Annotated in this window: 19 protein-coding genes; 14 read left to right on the top strand and 5 right to left on the bottom strand. The window is 73.8% G+C overall.

Annotated elements, in window-relative coordinates:
• Positions 1-6: 6 nt before the first annotated feature.
• Both MWM08_RS02545 and xdhB read left to right on the top strand, forming a co-directional pair.
• The gene (locus MWM08_RS02545; RefSeq protein WP_244457906.1) at positions 7-1,410 is read left to right on the top strand and encodes an FAD binding domain-containing protein; all 1,404 of its coding nucleotides are present in this window, start codon (positions 7-9) and stop codon (positions 1,408-1,410) included.
• Positions 1,407-3,659 carry a xanthine dehydrogenase molybdopterin binding subunit gene (xdhB, locus tag MWM08_RS02540; protein ID WP_244457905.1) on the top strand — a complete coding sequence of 751 codons (2,253 nt, stop codon included), beginning with the start codon at positions 1,407-1,409 and terminating at the stop codon, positions 3,657-3,659. Before MWM08_RS02545 ends, xdhB begins: the two co-directional genes overlap by 4 nt.
• Before the next feature lie 57 nt (positions 3,660-3,716).
• Here xdhB and MWM08_RS02535 read toward each other — a convergent pair whose 3' ends face one another.
• The gene (locus tag MWM08_RS02535) at positions 3,717-4,424 is read right to left on the bottom strand and encodes a trypsin-like serine peptidase (protein ID WP_244457904.1); all 708 of its coding nucleotides are present in this window, start codon (positions 4,422-4,424) and stop codon (positions 3,717-3,719) included.
• A gap of 7 nt (positions 4,425-4,431) precedes the next feature.
• On the bottom strand, positions 4,432-4,602 hold the full coding sequence (locus MWM08_RS02530; RefSeq protein ID WP_244457903.1) for a hypothetical protein: 171 nt from the start codon (positions 4,600-4,602) through the stop codon (positions 4,432-4,434).
• Positions 4,603-4,835: 233 nt separating this feature from the next.
• On the opposite strand from MWM08_RS02530, the gene MWM08_RS02525 reads away from it, so the two are divergent.
• The gene (locus MWM08_RS02525; RefSeq protein ID WP_244457902.1) at positions 4,836-5,222 is read left to right on the top strand and encodes a hypothetical protein; all 387 of its coding nucleotides are present in this window, start codon (positions 4,836-4,838) and stop codon (positions 5,220-5,222) included.
• A gap of 4 nt (positions 5,223-5,226) precedes the next feature.
• On the opposite strand, the gene MWM08_RS02520 is transcribed toward MWM08_RS02525, so the two are convergent.
• Positions 5,227-6,060, bottom strand: a complete 834-nt coding sequence (locus MWM08_RS02520; protein WP_244457901.1) for a DUF3473 domain-containing protein — start codon at positions 6,058-6,060, stop codon at positions 5,227-5,229.
• Positions 6,061-6,263: 203 nt separating this feature from the next.
• On the opposite strand from MWM08_RS02520, the gene MWM08_RS02515 reads away from it, so the two are divergent.
• The 11 genes from MWM08_RS02515 to fabG are packed head-to-tail and all read left to right on the top strand — an operon-like array spanning position 6,264 to position 15,633.
• Entirely contained in the window at positions 6,264-6,530 is a 267-nt protein-coding gene (locus tag MWM08_RS02515) for a phosphopantetheine-binding protein (RefSeq protein ID WP_244457900.1), read from the top strand.
• A gap of 5 nt (positions 6,531-6,535) precedes the next feature.
• Positions 6,536-7,150, top strand: a complete 615-nt coding sequence (locus MWM08_RS02510; protein WP_244457899.1) for a COG4648 family protein — start codon at positions 6,536-6,538, stop codon at positions 7,148-7,150.
• Positions 7,140-8,453, top strand: coding sequence for an AMP-binding protein (locus MWM08_RS02505; RefSeq protein WP_244457898.1), 1,314 nt, complete (start codon positions 7,140-7,142; stop codon positions 8,451-8,453). Before MWM08_RS02510 ends, MWM08_RS02505 begins: the two co-directional genes overlap by 11 nt.
• Positions 8,450-8,755, top strand: coding sequence for an ApeI family dehydratase (locus MWM08_RS02500; RefSeq protein ID WP_244457897.1), 306 nt, complete (start codon positions 8,450-8,452; stop codon positions 8,753-8,755). Before MWM08_RS02505 ends, MWM08_RS02500 begins: the two co-directional genes overlap by 4 nt.
• Positions 8,752-9,669 carry an LpxL/LpxP family acyltransferase gene (locus MWM08_RS02495; protein WP_244457896.1) on the top strand — a complete coding sequence of 306 codons (918 nt, stop codon included), beginning with the start codon at positions 8,752-8,754 and terminating at the stop codon, positions 9,667-9,669. The genes MWM08_RS02500 and MWM08_RS02495 overlap by 4 nt, the downstream gene beginning before the upstream one ends.
• Positions 9,666-10,247: a LolA-related protein gene (locus MWM08_RS02490; protein WP_244457895.1), complete on the top strand. Its 582-nt coding sequence runs from the start codon at positions 9,666-9,668 to the stop codon at positions 10,245-10,247. Before MWM08_RS02495 ends, MWM08_RS02490 begins: the two co-directional genes overlap by 4 nt.
• A complete protein-coding gene (locus tag MWM08_RS02485; RefSeq protein ID WP_244460047.1) occupies positions 10,247-12,544 on the top strand; it encodes an MMPL family transporter in 2,298 nt (765 codons plus the stop codon). The genes MWM08_RS02490 and MWM08_RS02485 overlap by 1 nt, the downstream gene beginning before the upstream one ends.
• Complete coding sequence (locus tag MWM08_RS02480) at positions 12,541-13,725, top strand: beta-ketoacyl-ACP synthase (RefSeq protein WP_244457894.1); 1,185 nt, start codon at positions 12,541-12,543, stop codon at positions 13,723-13,725. The genes MWM08_RS02485 and MWM08_RS02480 overlap by 4 nt, the downstream gene beginning before the upstream one ends.
• Complete coding sequence (locus MWM08_RS02475) at positions 13,722-14,510, top strand: beta-ketoacyl synthase chain length factor (RefSeq protein ID WP_244457893.1); 789 nt, start codon at positions 13,722-13,724, stop codon at positions 14,508-14,510. The genes MWM08_RS02480 and MWM08_RS02475 overlap by 4 nt, the downstream gene beginning before the upstream one ends.
• Positions 14,507-14,932, top strand: coding sequence for a hotdog family protein (locus tag MWM08_RS02470; protein ID WP_244457892.1), 426 nt, complete (start codon positions 14,507-14,509; stop codon positions 14,930-14,932). Before MWM08_RS02475 ends, MWM08_RS02470 begins: the two co-directional genes overlap by 4 nt.
• On the top strand, positions 14,929-15,633 hold the full coding sequence (gene fabG / locus MWM08_RS02465) for a 3-oxoacyl-ACP reductase FabG (RefSeq protein ID WP_244457891.1): 705 nt from the start codon (positions 14,929-14,931) through the stop codon (positions 15,631-15,633). Before MWM08_RS02470 ends, fabG begins: the two co-directional genes overlap by 4 nt.
• Here fabG and MWM08_RS02460 read toward each other — a convergent pair whose 3' ends face one another.
• Both MWM08_RS02460 and MWM08_RS02455 read right to left on the bottom strand, forming a co-directional pair.
• Positions 15,634-16,113, bottom strand: coding sequence for a hypothetical protein (locus MWM08_RS02460; RefSeq protein WP_244457890.1), 480 nt, complete (start codon positions 16,111-16,113; stop codon positions 15,634-15,636).
• Positions 16,110-16,895, bottom strand: a complete 786-nt coding sequence (locus tag MWM08_RS02455) for a glycosyltransferase family 2 protein (protein ID WP_244457889.1) — start codon at positions 16,893-16,895, stop codon at positions 16,110-16,112. Before MWM08_RS02455 ends, MWM08_RS02460 begins: the two co-directional genes overlap by 4 nt.
• Positions 16,896-16,903: the final 8 nt, after the last annotated feature.

Here is a 16,903-nt window from a genome sequence, read left to right as displayed (position 1 = left end):
CCGCCCATGGCCGACCGGATCCGCTTCACTCTCAACGGGCAGGACACGACCCTGCCCGCCGACACTTCGCCCACCATGACGCTGCTCGACTGGCTGCGCGGGCCCGGCGCCCTGCCCGGCACCAAGGAAGGCTGCGCCGAAGGCGATTGCGGCGCCTGCACCGTGGTGATCGAGGATGCGGACGGATCCCGCAGCCCGGCCAATGCCTGCCTGATGCTGCTCGGCCAAGTGGCGGGGCGCGCGATCCGCACGGTGGAGGGGCTGGGTGCGGCGCATCCGGTCCCGTGCGCGCTGGCCGAACACGACGGCACGCAATGCGGGTTCTGCACGCCAGGCATCGTCATGTCAGCCTGGGCCTGGACGCGCGAGGGCGGCGATGCGCATGAGGCGCTGGCCGGCAACCTGTGCCGCTGCACGGGGTATCGCCCGATCCTCGATGCCATGGCGACGATGGCGGATGACGGCACGCCACCGCCGCCGGCGCAGGACCCGCCGCGCGCCATCGCCACCGCGACGCAACGCTTCCTCCTGCCGGCTACGGTCGACGAAGCGGTCGCGCTCCGCGCCGCGCATCCCGATGCCTGGCTGCTGGCCGGCGGCACCGATCTCGGCCTGCGCGTCTCGGACCATCGCGAGGCGCCGCCGCTCGTGATCTGCCTGCTCAACGTGCCGCACCTGCGGCGGATCGAGGTGACGGCGCAGGGCATCCATGCGGGCGCCGCGGCGCCCTATGCGCGGCTGATCGAGGCCTGCGCGCGGGACGCGGATTTCGCGCCGGTCGCGGGGCTGCTGCGCCGGCTCGGGTCACGGCAGATCCGCGCGCTGGGCACCCTGGGGGGCAATCTCGGGACCGCCAGCCCGATCGGCGATGCGCTGCCGCCGCTGATCGCGCTTGGCGCGACGGTGTCGCTGGCCTCCCCGCGCGGCGAACGCGTGCTGCCGGTCGAGGAGTTCCTCACCGGCTACCGCCAGAATGCGCTGGCGCAGGACGAGATCATCGCGCACATCGACATCCCGCGGCCCGCGCCTGGCAGTCTCCTCTCCTGCGAGAAGCTGTCCAAGCGCCACGACCAGGACATCGCGACGGTCGGGCTGTCGGTGCTGCTGGAAGTCCGCGACGGGGTAGTGGCCGCCGCGCGCATCGCCCATGGTGGCTGCGGGCCGCGGGCCGCGCGCGCAGGAGGCGCCGAGGCCGCGCTGGCGGGCGCGCCCTTCGATGCCGCCGCCGCGGACCGCGCGGCGCAGGCACTGGAAGCGGAGGTCGCGCCGCTGTCCGACCTGCGCGGCAGCGCCGACTACCGCCGCATCGCGCTGGGCAACCTGCTGCGGCGGATGGCGCTGCGCACGCCGGGCCTGGCGGGCGAAGTGACCGCCCTGGCCGCACCGCATGCACCGAGGTTCCTGGCATGACCGCCGGCGCCGCGATCCCGCACGACAGCGCCCTCAGCCACGCGACCGGCGCCGCGCGCTTCGCCGACGACATCGCCGAACCGCCCGGCCTGCTGCATGCCGCGCTGGTGCTCAGCCCCGTCGCGCGGGGCACCCTGCACCGCATCGCGGCACCGCCCGGCGTCATGCTGCTGACCGCCGCCGACATCCCCGCCGCGAACGACATCTCGCCCTCCGGCCGCGGCAACGAGCCGCTCTTCGCCGATGGCGAGATCCGTCACCACGGCCAGCCGCTGGCAATGGTGCTCGCCCCGACGCGCGACGAGGCGCTGCGCGCGGCCGCCGCCACCAGGCCGGACATCACGCCGCTGCCCGCGCAGATCGACCCCGAGGAAGCGCTGGCGCGGCAGGATTACCTCATGCCGCCACAGGTGATCGCGCGCGGCGACGCCGCCGCCGCCATCGACGCTGCGCCGCTCAACGCCGAGGGCCGGTTCCGCGCCGGCGGGCAGGAGCATTTCTACCTCGAATCCCAGATTGCGCTGGCCGTGCCGGGGGAGGATGGCGAGATCGCCATCACCTCCTCCACGCAACATCCGACCGAGGTGCAGCACATCGTCGGCCGCGTGCTCGGGATGGACTACAATCGCGTGCCGGTGACCTGCCGGCGCATGGGCGGCGCGTTTGGCGGGAAGGAGAGCAACGCCTCCTGGGTCGCTGCCGCCGCCGCGCTCGGCGCGCACGTCACGGGGCGGCCGGTGAAGCTGCGCCTGCCGCGCAAGTCAGACATGGCGGCGACCGGCAAGCGCCACCCCTTCCTGTATCGCTGGCGTGCGGGCTTCGATGCGTCCGGTCGTATCCTGGCGCTGGACGCGACGCTGGCGGCGGATGGCGGGCATAGCCTCGACCTCACGCCCGGCGTGGTGTTCCGCGCGGCGACACATGCGCTCAACTGCTACGACGTGCCGGATGTGCGCATCACCGCGCTGGCCCTGCGCACCGACACCGTCTCGCACACCGCCTTCCGCGGCTTCGGCGGGCCACAGGGCGTGCTGCTGATGGAGGATGTGATCCGCGCCGTCGCGCGCGGTACCGGACTGGCGCCGGAAGACGTGCGGGAACGCAACTTCGCCGGCGGCGCGAACGATGCCATGGCCCCCTATGGCCAGGCGCTGGAAGGCGACCTGATCCGCCGCGTCTGGGCGGAATGTCGCGCGGATGCGGATTGGGACGCGCGTCGGAAGGAGATCGCCGCCTTCAACGCCGCGCATCCCTTCCTGCGGCGGGGCCTCGGGTCCTTCGCGCTGGCCTTCGGCATCTCCTTCGGCATCCGGCATCTCAACCAGGCGGGCGCGCTGGTGCATGTCTACACGGATGGATCGATCCGCCTGAACCATGGCGGGACCGAGATGGGCCAGGGCCTCAACGTCAAGATCGCGCAGGTGGTGGCGGAGGTGTTCGGCGTGCCGCTCGCACGCGTACGGATCACCGCGACCAGCACGGCCGAGGTGCCGAACACGGCCCCGACCGCGGCCTCCACGGGGTCGGACCTGAATGGCTGGGCCGCGCACAATGCCGCGGTCGCGATCCGCACGCGCATGGCCGAGGTTGCCGCCGCGCTGTGGGAGGTGCCGCCGGACAGCATCGTCTTCGCCCAGGACCGCGTGCAGGTCGCGCGGCCCGGCGACAATCGCGCGATGGGGTTCGGTGACCTAGCGCATCGCTGCTGGATCGAGCGCGTGTCGCTATCGGCGACCGGCTTCTACCGCACGCCGGACATCCACTGGGATCCGGCGGCGATGCGTGGCGAGCCGTTCTTCTACTTCTCCTACGGCGCATCGGTGGCGGAGGTGGTGGTCGATACGCTGACCGGCGAGCATCGGGTGCTGCGTGCCGACCTGGTGCAGGATTGCGGTCGGTCGCTGAACCCCGCGATCGATCGTGGCCAGATCGAGGGCGCCTTCGTGCAGGGCCAGGGCTGGCTGACTTGCGAGGAACTGTTCTGGGATGCCGAGGGCCGGCAGCGCACGCTGGGCCCGTCCACCTACAAGATCCCCGGTTCGCGGGATGCGCCGCCGGATTTCCGCGTGCGCCTGCTGGCGGCCGCGCCGGCGCGGCAGGCAACGATCTTCCGTTCGAAGGCGGTGGGCGAACCGCCATTGATGCTGGCAACTGCCGTATGGAATGCGCTGGTCGATGCCATCGGCGTCGATGGATTGGACCTCCCTGCCACGCCCGAGCGCATCCTGATGGCGTTGCACGGAACGTGATGGCGGGGTCCGGGGTGACACTGTCACCCCGGCGGAGCGCGAGGCAGAGCCTCGCCGCTACCTCAGCGGAATGGTGAACCCCGGCACTGCGACGCCGAGCGACCTGCCCAGCGCCGCCTTCGCCTGTACCCCCACCACCACGAAAGCGCCTGTGTCGTCGCGCGCGATCAGCGGCGCGCCGCTGCTGCCCATGGTGCCCGCGCAATTGTGCCCCACCAGCATCCCCTGCGCGCCGAAGGTGCCCATCACCAGGACGCGGCACCGCAGGTCCGCCACGAGTTCACCGGGCCGGTCGTGCTGCCAGCCCGGCAGCACCAGGGGCGTGCCTTCGCGCGGAGGTTCGCGCGCCAGGCGCAGGGCGCGCCCGTCGCCCAGCGGCGTGTCGAGCGTGAGCAGGGCCCAATCCGACCGCCAGGGTTGTTCCGTCGCCAGGTCGAAGCCCCGGCCGGCCTGGATCGCGACGACGCGCGCCGTGCGTCCACCCAGGCGGAAGGTCGCCTCATTGGGCCGGACCAGGGCGCGGCCGGAGGAATCAATAAGGCAATGCTGCGCGGTGGCGACGACGCGCGCGCCGGTCAGCACGCCGGTGCAGCGGTTCCCGGCGGCCTCGACCTCGCCGACGGCGTTCCAGGGCGCGCGGCTGGCAGGCACCACCTGGCGGGTATCCGTCGCGCCCAGGCCCGGAACCTCCTGCGCCGCGGCCGGCAGGGCCATGCACGACAGCAGCGCCGCCGCCCATGCGGCGCGGCGCGGTCGCGCGATCACGTAGGGTTCAGGTGGTGGGCGGCGCAGGCGAGCAGGATCGCGGCGGCCGCGGAACGGGGGTCGAGGGCGGCGGTGCCGGCGTCTCGATCGTCTGCGCCTGCGCCGCGCCGGTCGGCAGGCCGGCCGGCAGGAACGGCAGGGCAGCGGCGAGGGCCAGCATCGTCAGGAGGCGGCGCATCGAGGTCTCCGTGCAACGGCTGATAAAGCGTAGGCGAGATTCCGCACCGATGGAATCATACGATCAGGTGACGAGGCCGAATCCCAGGGGCGGCGCGGCGAACGAACGCGGCTCGGGACGAACGCTGCAGCACGCGGACCAGCGCTGCCCCCGCGCCGCGATGGCGCGTGGCCGGCCGATCCGCGCGGTCTGCGCACTCGACCCGATGCCTGCCGGCGCGGCATCCTCGCGCCATGCTGCGCATGCTGTTCCTGTTGATCGGCTTCGGGGTGGTCGGCGCCGGTGCCTGGTTCGTCCTGGCGCAGCCGCCCCCGCCGCCCCTGCCGCGCGCGTCGGCCGGAACCGGGCAGGCGCCGCGCCCGGCCACCTTCAGCGCGCCGGCCGGCTCCGGCCTGCAGACCCCCTTCGGCGACGCGATGTTCCGCTGGCGCTGCACCACCGGCCTGCGGGAGGCGCTGGGCGAAAGGCCTGACTGGCCGACGCGCCGAGTCGCCGGGTTCTGCCTGTGCGTCGCCGACCGCATGCGCGAGGACGGTCTGCGCGACGTCCCGCGCTTCGCCGGCGATGGCCTTGCGGCGGCGCTGGAGACGGCCGAGGCACAACTCTGCCGCCGGCCGTGAGCCTTCAGCCGACCGTCGCCGCGCGCAGCACCCCCGGCGCCGCGTCGGCCTGCCAGGTCGCGGCGGCCGCGCGCAGTGCCGACAGGCGCGCCGCGAAGGGTTCCGACCGGCGCCCGCGCAGCAATCCCGCAAGGCGCGGCAGTGTCGGGCCGCGGTTCAGCCACAGCATGACACTGCCGGCCAGCCCTGCATCCTGCCGCCGCACCAGGCCCTCCCCGGCATCGACGTCATAGGGGTGGCAATAGGACCACAGGTGCCCGTCGCCGCTCTCGGCCACCCAGGATCGGACCAGGGTGCGCAGGCGCCAGGGCGGCAGCCAGCGCAGGTACATCCCGCCCAGGAAGGGCAGCGACAGCGGGCCGAAGCGCCCGACCGGCACCGGCAGTTCCAGCACGCCGCCGGGCCAGGCGAAGGGGCGCCGGGGGGCACCCGGCCAGCCCGCCATGGGGTTCCAGGCTGGCAGGACCGAGGAGGAATAGGCGAAGCCGCATTCCGCCAGCACCGCCGGGGCCCAGGCCGCCGCCGGGGTCAGCGAGAAATACGGCGCCCGGTAGCCCTGCGGCGGCGCGCCCAGCAGGTCGGCCAGCCGGTCCCGGGCCACGACCAGCCCGGCGCGGAAGCTGACCGGCGTGTGCTGGGCCAGGTGCCGGTGGTCATGGCCATGGGACGCGACCTCGTGGCCGCGGCGCGCCAGCTCGGCCACCAGGGCGGGGTCGTCGCGCACCACGGTGTCCAGCACGAAGAAGGTGCCGCGCGCATCGGCGGCGTCCAGCAGGTCGAGCAACCGGCGAGTCGCCGCGGCGGCGCGGCCGGGCGCGCCATGGTCCTCAACATCCACCGTGAAGGTGAATTCTCCGGGAAGCGGGGCGAAGCGGCGGGCGGCGCGGTCGCTCGCCCTTGTTCGGCCGCTTTCCCCTTGATACTTTTGGGTTCCGGGTGCGGATGACATCGCCGCTCAGGTCGCTGGTCGACCCCGTTCCGTCAAGGGCGGGCGGCGGGCAGCCCCGGGGCGGATGCGCGAAGCGCGGCAGGAGACGATTGTTGACGACGACCCTGTCCTTGGAAGCGGAGCTGGCCCGTCTGATCGTCGAGGCCCTGCACCTCGAGATCGCGCCGGAGGAGATCGACCCGGAGGCCCCGCTGTTCGGCGAGGGGCTTGGCCTCGATTCGATCGATGCGCTCGAGATCGCGCTGGCGGTGTCCAAGCGCTACGGCTTCCAGCTGCGGTCGGACGACGAACGCAACCACCGCATCTTCCGCTCGCTCCGCGCGCTGGCCGCGCATATCGAGACGAACCGGACGGGCTGACGCGCATGGCGCTGCCCCGCCTGGCTCCGCGGCTGGCGATCTCGCTGCCGCTGTCGGGGTTGTTCCTGGCGGCCAAGGTGGCGGGGCTCGACACCGCTGCGGCGGTGCTGGCGATCGCCGCGATTGCCGCGATGGCGGCGCCCACGACGCGCGCGGCAGGGATCGCCGCCATGGCGCTGCTGGCCGGCGCCGCGGCGGCGCTGTGGATCGGGCGGCCGGGCGGCGCAGGATTGCTGCTCGGCGCCATGCCGCTGGCGGGGAACCTGCTGCTGGCCTGGCATTTCGGCGCCACGCTGCGGCCGGGGCACGAACCGCTGATCACCCGCTACACCCGCGCCGAACAGGGGCTGCTACCGCCGGAACTGGCCGGCTATACGCGGCGGCTGACCTGGCTCTGGACCTTATTCTTCCTGGCCTTCGCCGCGGCGAACCTGCTGACGCTGGCAGGCCTGGGGCCAGCGCCGGGGCCCTCGGCGGTAGCGAACATCGTGCTCTCGGCGCTGTTCTTCCTGGGCGAGCATCCGGTGCGGCGCGCCCTGTTCCCGGGCCTCGGCCCAGCGACGCCGCTCAGCACGCTGCGCGCAATCTGGCGCGCGGATGCCATGCCCGATGCACGCTGACGCCCGCCACCCGCTGACGTCGCGCGCGCCGCAGGAGGTGATCTTCCATCGCGGGCGGATGCCGGTGACGGTGGAGCGCTTCCTGGCGGAGGTCGCCACCCTCGCCGCGCGCCTGCCGCCCGAAGGGCCGGTGCTGAACTTCTGTACCGACCGGTACCTCGCGCTCGCGGGCTTCGCCGCGGCGCTGTCGCGCGGGCAGGCCACGCTGCTGTCGGCCGACCGCACGCCGCAACGCCTGGCTGAGATCGCCCGGCAGCACGGCGCGCGCTATGCGCTGGCCGATGGCGAAGTGGACCTGCCGCTGCCCGTGCTGCAGCCGGAAGCCGCGCCCGGCGCCGCCGCCCCCAATCCGCTGCTGCCGGCCGAGGCGATCGCGGCGATTGCCTTCACCTCGGGCAGCACCGGTGAATCCCGGCCGCATCCGAAGCCCTGGGGCGCGCTGGTGGCGGGCGCGCGCGCCGCGGCGGCGCGCTTCGCGGTCCCCGCCGGTGCGAGCATCGTCGGCACCATTCCCGCGCAGCACATGTATGGCTTCGAGACCACGCTGATGCTGCCGCTGCACGGCGCCGGCGCGGGGCATGCGGGCGCGGTCTTCTATCCGTCCGACATCGCCGAGGCCCTGGCCGATGTGCCCGCGCCGCGGCTGCTGGTGACTACGCCGCTGCAGATGCGCGCGGTGCTCGGCACCGGTATCGCGCTGCCGGCGCTGGCGGGCGTGATCTCTGCCACCGCGCCGCTCGCGGTCTCGCTCGCCGCCGAGGCCGAGGCCGCCTGGGGCGCGCCGCTGCACGAGATCTATGGCGCGACCGAGGCCGGATCCGTCGCATCGCGGCGCACCGTCGCCGACGAAGGTTGGCAGCCCTATGCCGGCATGCACTTCGCCATTGGTCCGGACGGCGCGGCGGTGACCGTGCCCGGCCTGCCGGCGCCCGTGCCGCTGGCCGACGACCTCGAATGGGTGGCCGAGGACCGCTTCCGCCTGCTCGGCCGGCGCGGGGACATGGTGAAGCTGGCGGGCAAGCGCGCCTCGCTGGCCGGGCTGAACAGCCTGCTGACCGCGATCGAGGGCGTGCAGGACGGCGTGTTCGTGGCGCCGCGCGACCTAGACCGCAATCCGCGCGCGCGCCTGGCGGCCGTGGTGGTGGCGCCGGGCCTGACGCCCGAGGGCGTGGTGGCCGCGCTGCGGATGTGCGTCGAACCGGCCTTCCTGCCGCGCCCGGTGGTGATGGCCGAGGCGCTGCCCCGCGATGCGGTCGGCAAGCTGCGGCGCGAGGACCTCGACCGCCTTGCATGGTCGCGATGACGGCGCCGGACAGCGCCGCCGTCTTCGTCGTGCCGGCGGACCACCCCTGCCTGCCCGGCCACTTCCCCGGCGCGCCGGTGGTGCCGGGGGTGGTACTGCTGGACCATGTCGCGACCGCCGCGCGCGCAACCTACGGGCTCGGCCCGCTGCAGGGGCTGCCGCGAGCGAAATTCGCCGCTCCGGTGCTGCCGGGCCAGGCGGTGCGCATCGCCTTCGCGCCGCGGGACGTGCAGCGCGTGGGGTTCTCCTGCTTCGTGGAGGATCGGCTGGTCGCCACCGGGGAGATGGCCTTCGCGCCATGACCAGCGCGCCCGAGGCGCCACCGGTCTGGAGCGCGACACCCGAGCGCGGCAGCGGCGGCGCGCTGCGGCTGATGGTGCGCATCGCGCTCGGCCTTGGCTGGCGCACCGCGCATGTCGTGCTGCATCCGGTCACGCTGTTCTACCTGCTGACATCGCCGCGTGCGCAGAAGCGCGCGGCGCGGCAGTACCTGGCGCGCGCGCTGGGCCGCGCGGCGACCTGGCGCGACCTGTGGCGGCTGTATTTCTGCTTCGCCTCGACCATGCTCGACCGTGTCTTCCTGCTGACCGGGCGGAGCGCGCGCTACCAGGTCGAGGTCACTGGGCTCGAGACGCTGCGCGCGGCCGCGGCGCGGGGCCAGGGGCTGGTGCTGCTTGGGGCTCACATGGGATCCTTCGAGGCGCTGCGCGCGGTCGGCGGCGCCGGCGCGCCGGTCGAGGTGCGGATGCTGATGCACACGGCCAATGCCGGCGCGGCGGATGCGCTGTTCGACAGTCTGGACCCGACGCGCCGCGCGGCGGTGATCGCGCTCGGCCGGCCCGAGGCCATGCTGGAAGCGCGCGAGGTGCTGGACCGTGCCGGCGTGGTCGGGCTGCTGGCCGATCGCGCTGTGCGCGGGGACCGGATGGTGCAGGTGGATTTCCTCGGCCACCGGGCACCCTTCCCGGGCGGGCCGATGACGCTGGCGGCGATCCTGCGCGCGCCTGTGGTTCTGGGCTTCGGGCTCTGGGTCGGCCCGCGCCGCTACGTCCTGCGGTTCGAGGATTTCGCTCCGGCCATCGACCTGCCGCGCGCCGAGCGCGAAGCGGCGCTGCACGGCTGGATCGCGCGCTATGCCGACCGGCTGTCGGCGGTATGCCGCGCGCATCCCTACAACTGGTTCAACTTCTACCCCTTCTGGGGGGATGGCGCATGAGGCAGGCCGGCCGGGACGGGCCGCGCTGGTCGCGCCGTGCGCTGCTCGCGCTGCCGCTGGCCGCGCAGGCGCCCGATCCGCTGGCGGCGGTGATGGCATCGCTGCGCGCGGTGCCGGCATCGCGCGCGACCTTCGTCGAGGAGAAGCAGGTGCCCGAACTCGACCGGCCGATCGTCTCGCGCGGGACGCTCGCCTGGCGCGCGCCCGACCGGCTGGAAAAACGCACGCTGGAACCTGCACCCGAGACGTTCCTGGTGGAGGGCGACCGCCTGGTGCTCGAACGCCCGCAGCGCGGCCTGCGCGAGACCATCGCGCTGGATGCCGCACCCGAGATCCGCCCCCTGGTCGAAGCCCTGCGCGCCACGCTGGCCGGGGATATCGCGACCCTGCGGCAGCATCACGAGGTGAGTTTCAGCGGCGAAGTCGCCCAATGGCGCATCACCCTGGTGCCGCGGTCGCTGCGCCTGCGCGGCGCGGTGCAGCGCATCACGCTGGAGGGGCGCGGCGGCGTCCTCGCGGTGGTCGAGACGCAGGGCAATGACGGCCGCACCAGGCTGATGGCGACCCCCGCGCCGTGATGCGCTTCTGGCGCGTCTTCGCCGCCATCGCGCTGCTGGCGGCCGCCTTCCCGCTGCTGCTGCGCCATGTCGAACTGCGCAGCGACATCACCGACTTTCTGCCCGCCGCGACCACCGACGAAGCCGCCTTCCTGCTGCAGGAACTGCGCATGGGCGCGGCGACGCGACTGCTGATCGCGGGGATCGAAGGTGCCGCGCCGGAGGACCTCGCGCGCATATCCCGCAGCATGGCGCAACGCCTGGTGGACGACCCACGCTTCGCACTGGTGTCAAATGGCAGCGCCATGGTGGGCGACGACGAAGCGGCGCTGCTGTTCGCGCATCGCTACGCCCTGTCACCGGCGGCGATGCCGGAGGCCTTCACCGAACCGGCGTTGCGCGCAGCGCTGGAGGGCGTGCTGGACGGGCTGCAATCCTCGGCGGCGCCGCTGGTCCGTCGCTTCGCCTTCGCCGACCCGACCGGCGCCTTCCTGGCCATGCTGCGCGGCTGGGCTGGCGAGGGCCGCATCGCGACGGAGAACGGCGTATGGATGGCGCCCGGGCCGCGCGCGCTGGTGTTGGCGCAGACCCGCGCGGCGGGGATGGACACCGCGGCGCAGCAGCAGGCCGTCGCCGCGATCCGCGACGCCTTCGTGCAGGCGGCGCCCACGCAGGGCGCGCGGCTGCTGCTGTCGGGCCCGGGAATCTTCGCAGCCGAGGCAGCGGCGACGGTGCGCGCGGATGTACAACTCGTGTCGATGCTGTCCTTCGTGCTGGTCGGCGGCTTCCTGTTCTGGCGCTACCGCAGCCCGATGATGCTGGCGGTGGTGGCGGTGCCGCTGGCCGCCGGCACGCTGGCCGGGCTCGCGGTGGTGGGCACGGTGTTCGGCCATGTGCATGGCGCGGCGCTTGGCTTCGGCATGACGATGCTGGGCGTGGTGGACGACTACCCGATCCTGCTCGTGACCAACCGCGCGCCGGGGGAACCGCTGCGCGACACGGCGCGGCGCATCTGGCCGACGCTGCGGCTTGCCGTGGCGGCGGCGGTGGCGGGGCTGGCGCCGATGCTGGCCTCGGGCTTTCCGGGTCTTGTGCAACTCGGACTGTTCGCGGCCAGCGGGCTGGTCGCGGCGGCGCTGACCACGCGGTTCCTGCTGCCCGCGCTGCTGCCGCCGGAGGGCCTGCCGGTGCGCCCGCTGCCGGAGCGCATGGCGCATGCGCTGCTACGCCTGCCGGCGCGGCGCGGCGCTGTCCTGATGCTGCTGGCGCTGGTCGCCGTGGGCCTGGCCGCGACGGGCGGGCCGCGGCTGGAGCGCGACCTGGCGGCGCTCAGCCCGGTGCCGGAGCCGGTGCGCGCGCTGGATGGCGCCTTGCGCGCGCAGGTCGGCGCGCCGGATGTGCGCGTGGTGCTCGCGTTGCGCGCGGACAGCGCGGAGGCGGCGCTGCAGGGCGCGGAACGGGTCGCGGCGGCGCTCGCCGGCCACGCCACGATCGACCACGCCGCGCGCTACCTGCCCAGCGCGGCGACGCAGCGCGCGCGCCTCGCCGCGCTGCCCGAGGACGCGGCGATCGCCGCGCGGATCGCGGCCGCGCGCGAGGGGCTGCCCTTTCGCGCCACGGCCTTCGATCCCTTCCTGGCGGACATCGCGACGGCCCGCGGGCAGCCGCCGCTGACCCCGGCCGACCTGGCAGCCGCGCCGCTGCTCGCCGCGCGCATTGCGCCGTTGCTGCGCCCGGAGGGAGCGGCCTGGCGCGCCCTGCTGCTGCCCACCGAGATCCGCGACATGGCGGCGTTACGGGCCGCGGCCACCGGCAGTCCTGGCCTGCTGCTGGTGGACATCAAGGGCGAGACGGAGGCGCTGCTGGCGGCAAACACGACCGCGGCGGTGCGCTGGGCCGGAATAGGCGCGCTGGCGGTGCTGCTGCTGCTGGCGGGCGGGCGGGGCCTGGTGGGCGGCGCACGCATCGCGCTGGCGCTTGGCGGCGCGTTGCTGCTGACTTTCGCCGCATTGGCCGCGCTGGGCGAGGCGATCACCATCTTTCACCTCACCGCCGCGCTCTTGCTGGCGGGCGTGGGCATGGACTATGCGCTGTTCATGTCTCGTTCCGGCGACCAGGATGATGAGGAGGCGGCGCGTGCGCTCGGCGCCGTCATCACCTGCATGGTGACCACGCTGCTGACGTTCGGGCTGCTGGCGCTATGCCGCACGCCGGTACTGCACGCGACCGGGCTGACGGTGACGATCGGCGTGGCGTGCGCGTTCATGCTCGCCTGCGCGCTGGCGCCGCGGCGCGGCGACACCACCTCATCCGCATGACCGCGCTGCGCATCACCGCCATCACCGCGACCAGCGCCATGGGCGTCGGGCTGGCGGCGATGCGCGCGGCGCTGCATGGGCGGCACGGCGGCCTGACGCCCTGCGACCTGCCGGGCATGCCGCCGGGCATCTGGATTGGCCGCGTGCGAGAGGCGGAGGGGCTGGAACCGCCCGCGCCGCTGGCTGCCTTCGCCTGCCGCAACACGCGGCTGGTGGAACTCGCGCTACGACAGGACGGGTTCGCCGATGCCGTCGCCGCAGCGGTGGCGAGGCACGGCGCCGATCGCGTCGCGGTGGTGCTGGGCACCTCGACATCAGGCATCGAGGAAACCGAGCAGGCGTGGGCGCGCCGCGGCGCCGACGGCGTATTGTCGGGCTACGACTATGCGCGCACGCACGACCTGCATGCGCTGCCGCGCTACGTGCGCGCGCGGCTCGGTCTGCGGGGCGCCTGCGTGTCGATCTCGACCGCCTGCACCTCGGGCGCGCGGGCGTTTCTCGATGCCGGCATGCTGATCGCGGCGGGGCTCGCGGATGCGGCGGTGGTGGGCGGGGCGGATACGCTGTGCCGCCTCACGCTGCACGGCTTCGGGTCGCTTGAATTGCTGGCCCGGGGCCCGACGCGCCCCTGCGCCGAGGATCGCGACGGGATCAGCATCGGCGAGGCCGCGGCCTTCGCGCTGCTGGAACGTGCGGGGCCGGATGATGCCGGCAGGCTTGGCCTGCTCGGCGCCGGCGCGTCGTCGGACGGGCACCACATGTCCTCGCCGCATCCGGAGGGGCACGGCGCGGTCACGGCGATGCGCGCGGCGCTCGACAGCGCGGGCCTCGCACCGCACGACATCGGCTACGTCAACATGCACGGCACCGGCACGCGCGCGAACGACGCGATGGAGGACCGGGCCATCACGCGCATCTTCGGCGATACCGTGCCGTGTTCGTCGACCAAGGGCTGGACGGGGCATACGCTCGGTGCGTCGGGTGCGCTCGAGGCCGCTGTCGCGGCCATCGCCGTCGAGGACGGGTTGGTGCCGGGATGCCTCGGCGTCGATCGGCCGGACCCGTCCTTCGCCTCGCGCATCGCGGTGACGAATACCCCGGCGCGCATCGATCGCGTGCTGTCCAATTCCTTCGGCTTCGGCGGCAGCAACTGCGCGCTGGTCATCGGGCGGCTGGCGTGACGCTCGCGGTTGGCATCGCGGGCATCGGGCTTCTTGGGCCGGGATTGTCAGGGTGGCCGCAGGCGGCGCAGATCCTTGCGGGCATCGTGCCCTATGTCGCCGCACCGCTGACCCCGCCCGCACCCACGCTGCTGCCGCCGACCGAACGCCGCCGCACCGGACCCTCGGTGCGCCTGGCGCTCGCCGTCGCGGCGGAGGCCGTGCAGGACAGCGGCCTGCCGCCGGAGGAACTCGACACGGTCTTCGCGAGTTCGAACGGCGAGGGCGTGGTCATCACCGGCATCCTCGACGCGCTGCACACCGAGGGCGGGGCCATCTCGCCCACGCAGTTCCACAACTCCGTGCACAATGCGGCGGCGGGCTATTGGGGCATCGCGGTCGGCTCGTCGCGACCCTCGGTGAGCCTCGGCGGGCATGACGGCGTGGTGGCGACAGGCTTGCTGCATGCCGCGGCGCAGGTGGTCGCGCTGCGTGCGCCGGTTCTGCTGGTGGCGCATGACGTGCCGCTGCCAGCGCCGCTGGATGCGATGCGCCCGACCACGGACGCCTTCGCGCTGGCCTTCGTGCTGGTACCCGGCAAGGGCGCGCGCGGTACGCTGCGCCTGGCACAGCAATCCGGCCCCGCTGACGCCCCCGCGCTGCCCGCGGGCGTGGCCGCGTTGCACGATGCGAACCCGGTGGCCCGCGCGCTGCCGCTGCTGGCGGCATTGGCCGGCGGCGGCGGGATGGTCCTGCACCTGCCGCTGCTCGAGGATGCGCGACTGCACATCGAGGTCACGGCATGAACCTGCCCGAGACGCGCGCCGAGATCGCCCGCCTCGTACCCCACCAGGGCGGGATGTGCCTGCTGGAGGCCGTACACCGCTGCGATGCGGAAGCGATCGGCTGCACCACCGGGACGCATCGCGACCCTGCGAACCCACTGCGCCGAGACGGCACGCTGCCGGCCGTCTGCGGCGTGGAATACGGGCTTCAGGCCATGGCGCTACACGGCGCGTTGACCGCGGGCGCGGCGCAGCCGGCCGGCTTCGTCGCGGCGCTGGCGGGCGTGGAGTTCACGGTGACGCGGCTCGATGACCTGCCGGGGGTTCTCGATATCACCGCCACGGCGCTGTCACGCGAGTCGCGCGGCTTCATCTATGCCTTCGCTGTTGCCGGCGGCGGGCGCGTGCTGGTCGCGGGGCGCGCGACCGTGGTGCTGCCGTGATCCGCGCCCTGGTGACCGGCGGCACCAGCCCGATCGGCGAGGCGATCTGCCGCACCCTGGCGCGCGAGGGGCATCAGGTTCTGGTGCATGCCCATACCAGCGCCGCGCGCGCGGCGGCGCTGGCAGAGGAACTCGGCGGCGCCGCCGCCACCTTCGACATCACCGACCACGACGCCACGCGCGATGCCTGCGAGGCCCTGCTGGCCGACGGCCCGATCCAGGTCCTGGTGCACAATGCCGGCGCGCACGACGACGTGCCGATGGCGGCGATGACGCACACGCAGTGGCAACGCGCCATCGCCGTGTCGCTCGATGGCTTCTTCCACGTCGCGCGGCCCCTGCTGCTGCCGATGATGGGTACGCGCTTCGGGCGGATCGTGGCGATGTCCTCGGTCACCGCCATCATGGGCAATCGCGGCCAGGCGAATTATGCCGCGGCAAAGGCCGGGCTGATCGGGGCGGTGCGCGCGCTGTCGCTGGAATGTGCGCCGCGTGGCGTGACGGTGAACGCGGTCGCGCCCGGGCTGATCGACAGCCCCGCCATCGCCGCCGCCGTGCCGGTCGAGGAGGTCAGGCGCATGGTCCCCGCGCGCCGGCTCGGCCGCCCGGAGGAAGTGGCGGAGCTGGTGGCGTTCCTGTGCTCGGCACGCGCCGGCTACATCACCGGGCAGACGGTGTCGATCAATGGCGGGATGGCGTGATCACTCGGGGCTGACCACGGGGCCGGAGACCGGCACGGCATCGGCGCCGCCGCGCGTCCCGCCGCCCGAGACCGGAAGCCCCGCGCCGCTGCCCTGCAGGATGGCGCGCTCCAGGGCCTGCACGCGCGCATTGTAGGCCGAATGGATCTGCGCGCCGTCGTAGTCCAGGTTGACGCTGTTCACGTAGCGGATGGTGAAGCTGCGGATGTCGAAGGAGATGTCGACCGTCATCTGGTGGCTGCGCCAGGTGTTGGTGGCGCGAAGCAGGCCCGGGCGCATCGACTGCACCGACCAGCCACCCTGCGATGCGGCGGCGCGGCGGATCAGCGCCTCGCGCTCGCTCAGGCTACCGCGGCCCTGGAACTGGCCGTTGGTGCTCTCGTAGATCGGCTGGCCGCGGCACGCGCCGAGGCCGATGCCCGCACCGACGGCGATGAATACCGGCGCGAGGCTGCGCAGCGTGGAACGGCGATCGATCACGGCTTCGTCTCCTTCTCCGTCGGGCGGCTGGGGGCAAGGCTGCGGACCAGGCCGGCCGGGTCCATGCCGCGTGCCAGCAGCTTGCCCGCCACCATCATCACGATGCCGGCGATATCCGCAACGGGCCTGAAATGGCTCGGCCGCCGCAGCGTGCCGGCATACAGCGCGGGAATATCGGCCGCGACGGTGGTGATGCCGGCCCGCGCGGCATCGATCAGGATCTCGCTTTCGAAGGAGAAGCGCCGCGCGCGGCCTTCGTAGCGGCCGAGATCGCCGAGTGCGGCGCGCGGATAGATCCGCAGGCCCGACTGGCTGTCCGCGACGTGATGCCCCGCCGCCCAGGAAATCCAGAAATCCGCCACGCGGTTGGCGCGCCGCCGCGCCGCGGGCTGGCCCTGCGCGTTGCGGCGCGACCCGATCACGATGCGGTCGGCCCGCGCCAGCGCGGCCAGGCGCGGCAGGTCCTCGGGCTGGTGCTGCCCGTCGCCGTCCAGCGTGGCCACGAAGCCCGCACCACGGTCGAGCGCGGCACGCATGCCGCGGCGCAGGGCCGCGCCCTTGCCCTCGTTGGCGGGTGAGGCGATCAGGTCCGCGCCCGCGGCGGCGGCGATGGCGCCGGTCCCGTCGGTCGAACCGTCGTCGACCACGAGCGGCACGATGCCCGGCAAGGCGGCGCGCAGGCGTGCGACCAGCGCGGCGATGGTCGCCGCTTCCTGGAAGGCGGGCACCACCACGGCGAGGCCCGGCGGCAGGGATGGGTCCGGGGCGGTTGCGTCTGTCACGGCTTGTC

Origin of the sequence: Roseomonas fluvialis (assembly GCF_022846615.1) — a bacterium.
GTDB classification, from domain to species: Bacteria; Pseudomonadota; Alphaproteobacteria; order Acetobacterales; family Acetobacteraceae; genus Neoroseomonas; species Neoroseomonas fluvialis.
This window is presented reverse-complemented; position numbering and strand designations above follow the sequence as displayed.

Excerpts from the sequence above, each read along its gene's own strand:
- MWM08_RS02545 (WP_244457906.1), top strand. The coding sequence starts at position 7 with ATGGCCGACCGGATCCGCTTCACTCTCAACGGGCAGGACACGACCCTG.
- MWM08_RS02480 (WP_244457894.1), top strand. The coding sequence starts at position 12,541 with ATGACCGCGCTGCGCATCACCGCCATCACCGCGACCAGCGCCATGGGC.
- MWM08_RS02530 (WP_244457903.1), bottom strand. The coding sequence starts at position 4,602 with ATGCGCCGCCTCCTGACGATGCTGGCCCTCGCCGCTGCCCTGCCGTTC.
- MWM08_RS02490 (WP_244457895.1), top strand. The coding sequence starts at position 9,666 with ATGAGGCAGGCCGGCCGGGACGGGCCGCGCTGGTCGCGCCGTGCGCTG.
- MWM08_RS02470 (WP_244457892.1), top strand. The coding sequence starts at position 14,507 with ATGAACCTGCCCGAGACGCGCGCCGAGATCGCCCGCCTCGTACCCCAC.
- MWM08_RS02500 (WP_244457897.1), top strand. The coding sequence starts at position 8,450 with ATGACGGCGCCGGACAGCGCCGCCGTCTTCGTCGTGCCGGCGGACCAC.
- MWM08_RS02505 (WP_244457898.1), top strand. The coding sequence starts at position 7,140 with ATGCACGCTGACGCCCGCCACCCGCTGACGTCGCGCGCGCCGCAGGAG.
- MWM08_RS02495 (WP_244457896.1), top strand. The coding sequence starts at position 8,752 with ATGACCAGCGCGCCCGAGGCGCCACCGGTCTGGAGCGCGACACCCGAG.
- MWM08_RS02485 (WP_244460047.1), top strand. The coding sequence starts at position 10,247 with ATGCGCTTCTGGCGCGTCTTCGCCGCCATCGCGCTGCTGGCGGCCGCC.
- MWM08_RS02510 (WP_244457899.1), top strand. The coding sequence starts at position 6,536 with ATGGCGCTGCCCCGCCTGGCTCCGCGGCTGGCGATCTCGCTGCCGCTG.
- MWM08_RS02525 (WP_244457902.1), top strand. The coding sequence starts at position 4,836 with ATGCTGCGCATGCTGTTCCTGTTGATCGGCTTCGGGGTGGTCGGCGCC.
- xdhB (WP_244457905.1), top strand. The coding sequence starts at position 1,407 with ATGACCGCCGGCGCCGCGATCCCGCACGACAGCGCCCTCAGCCACGCG.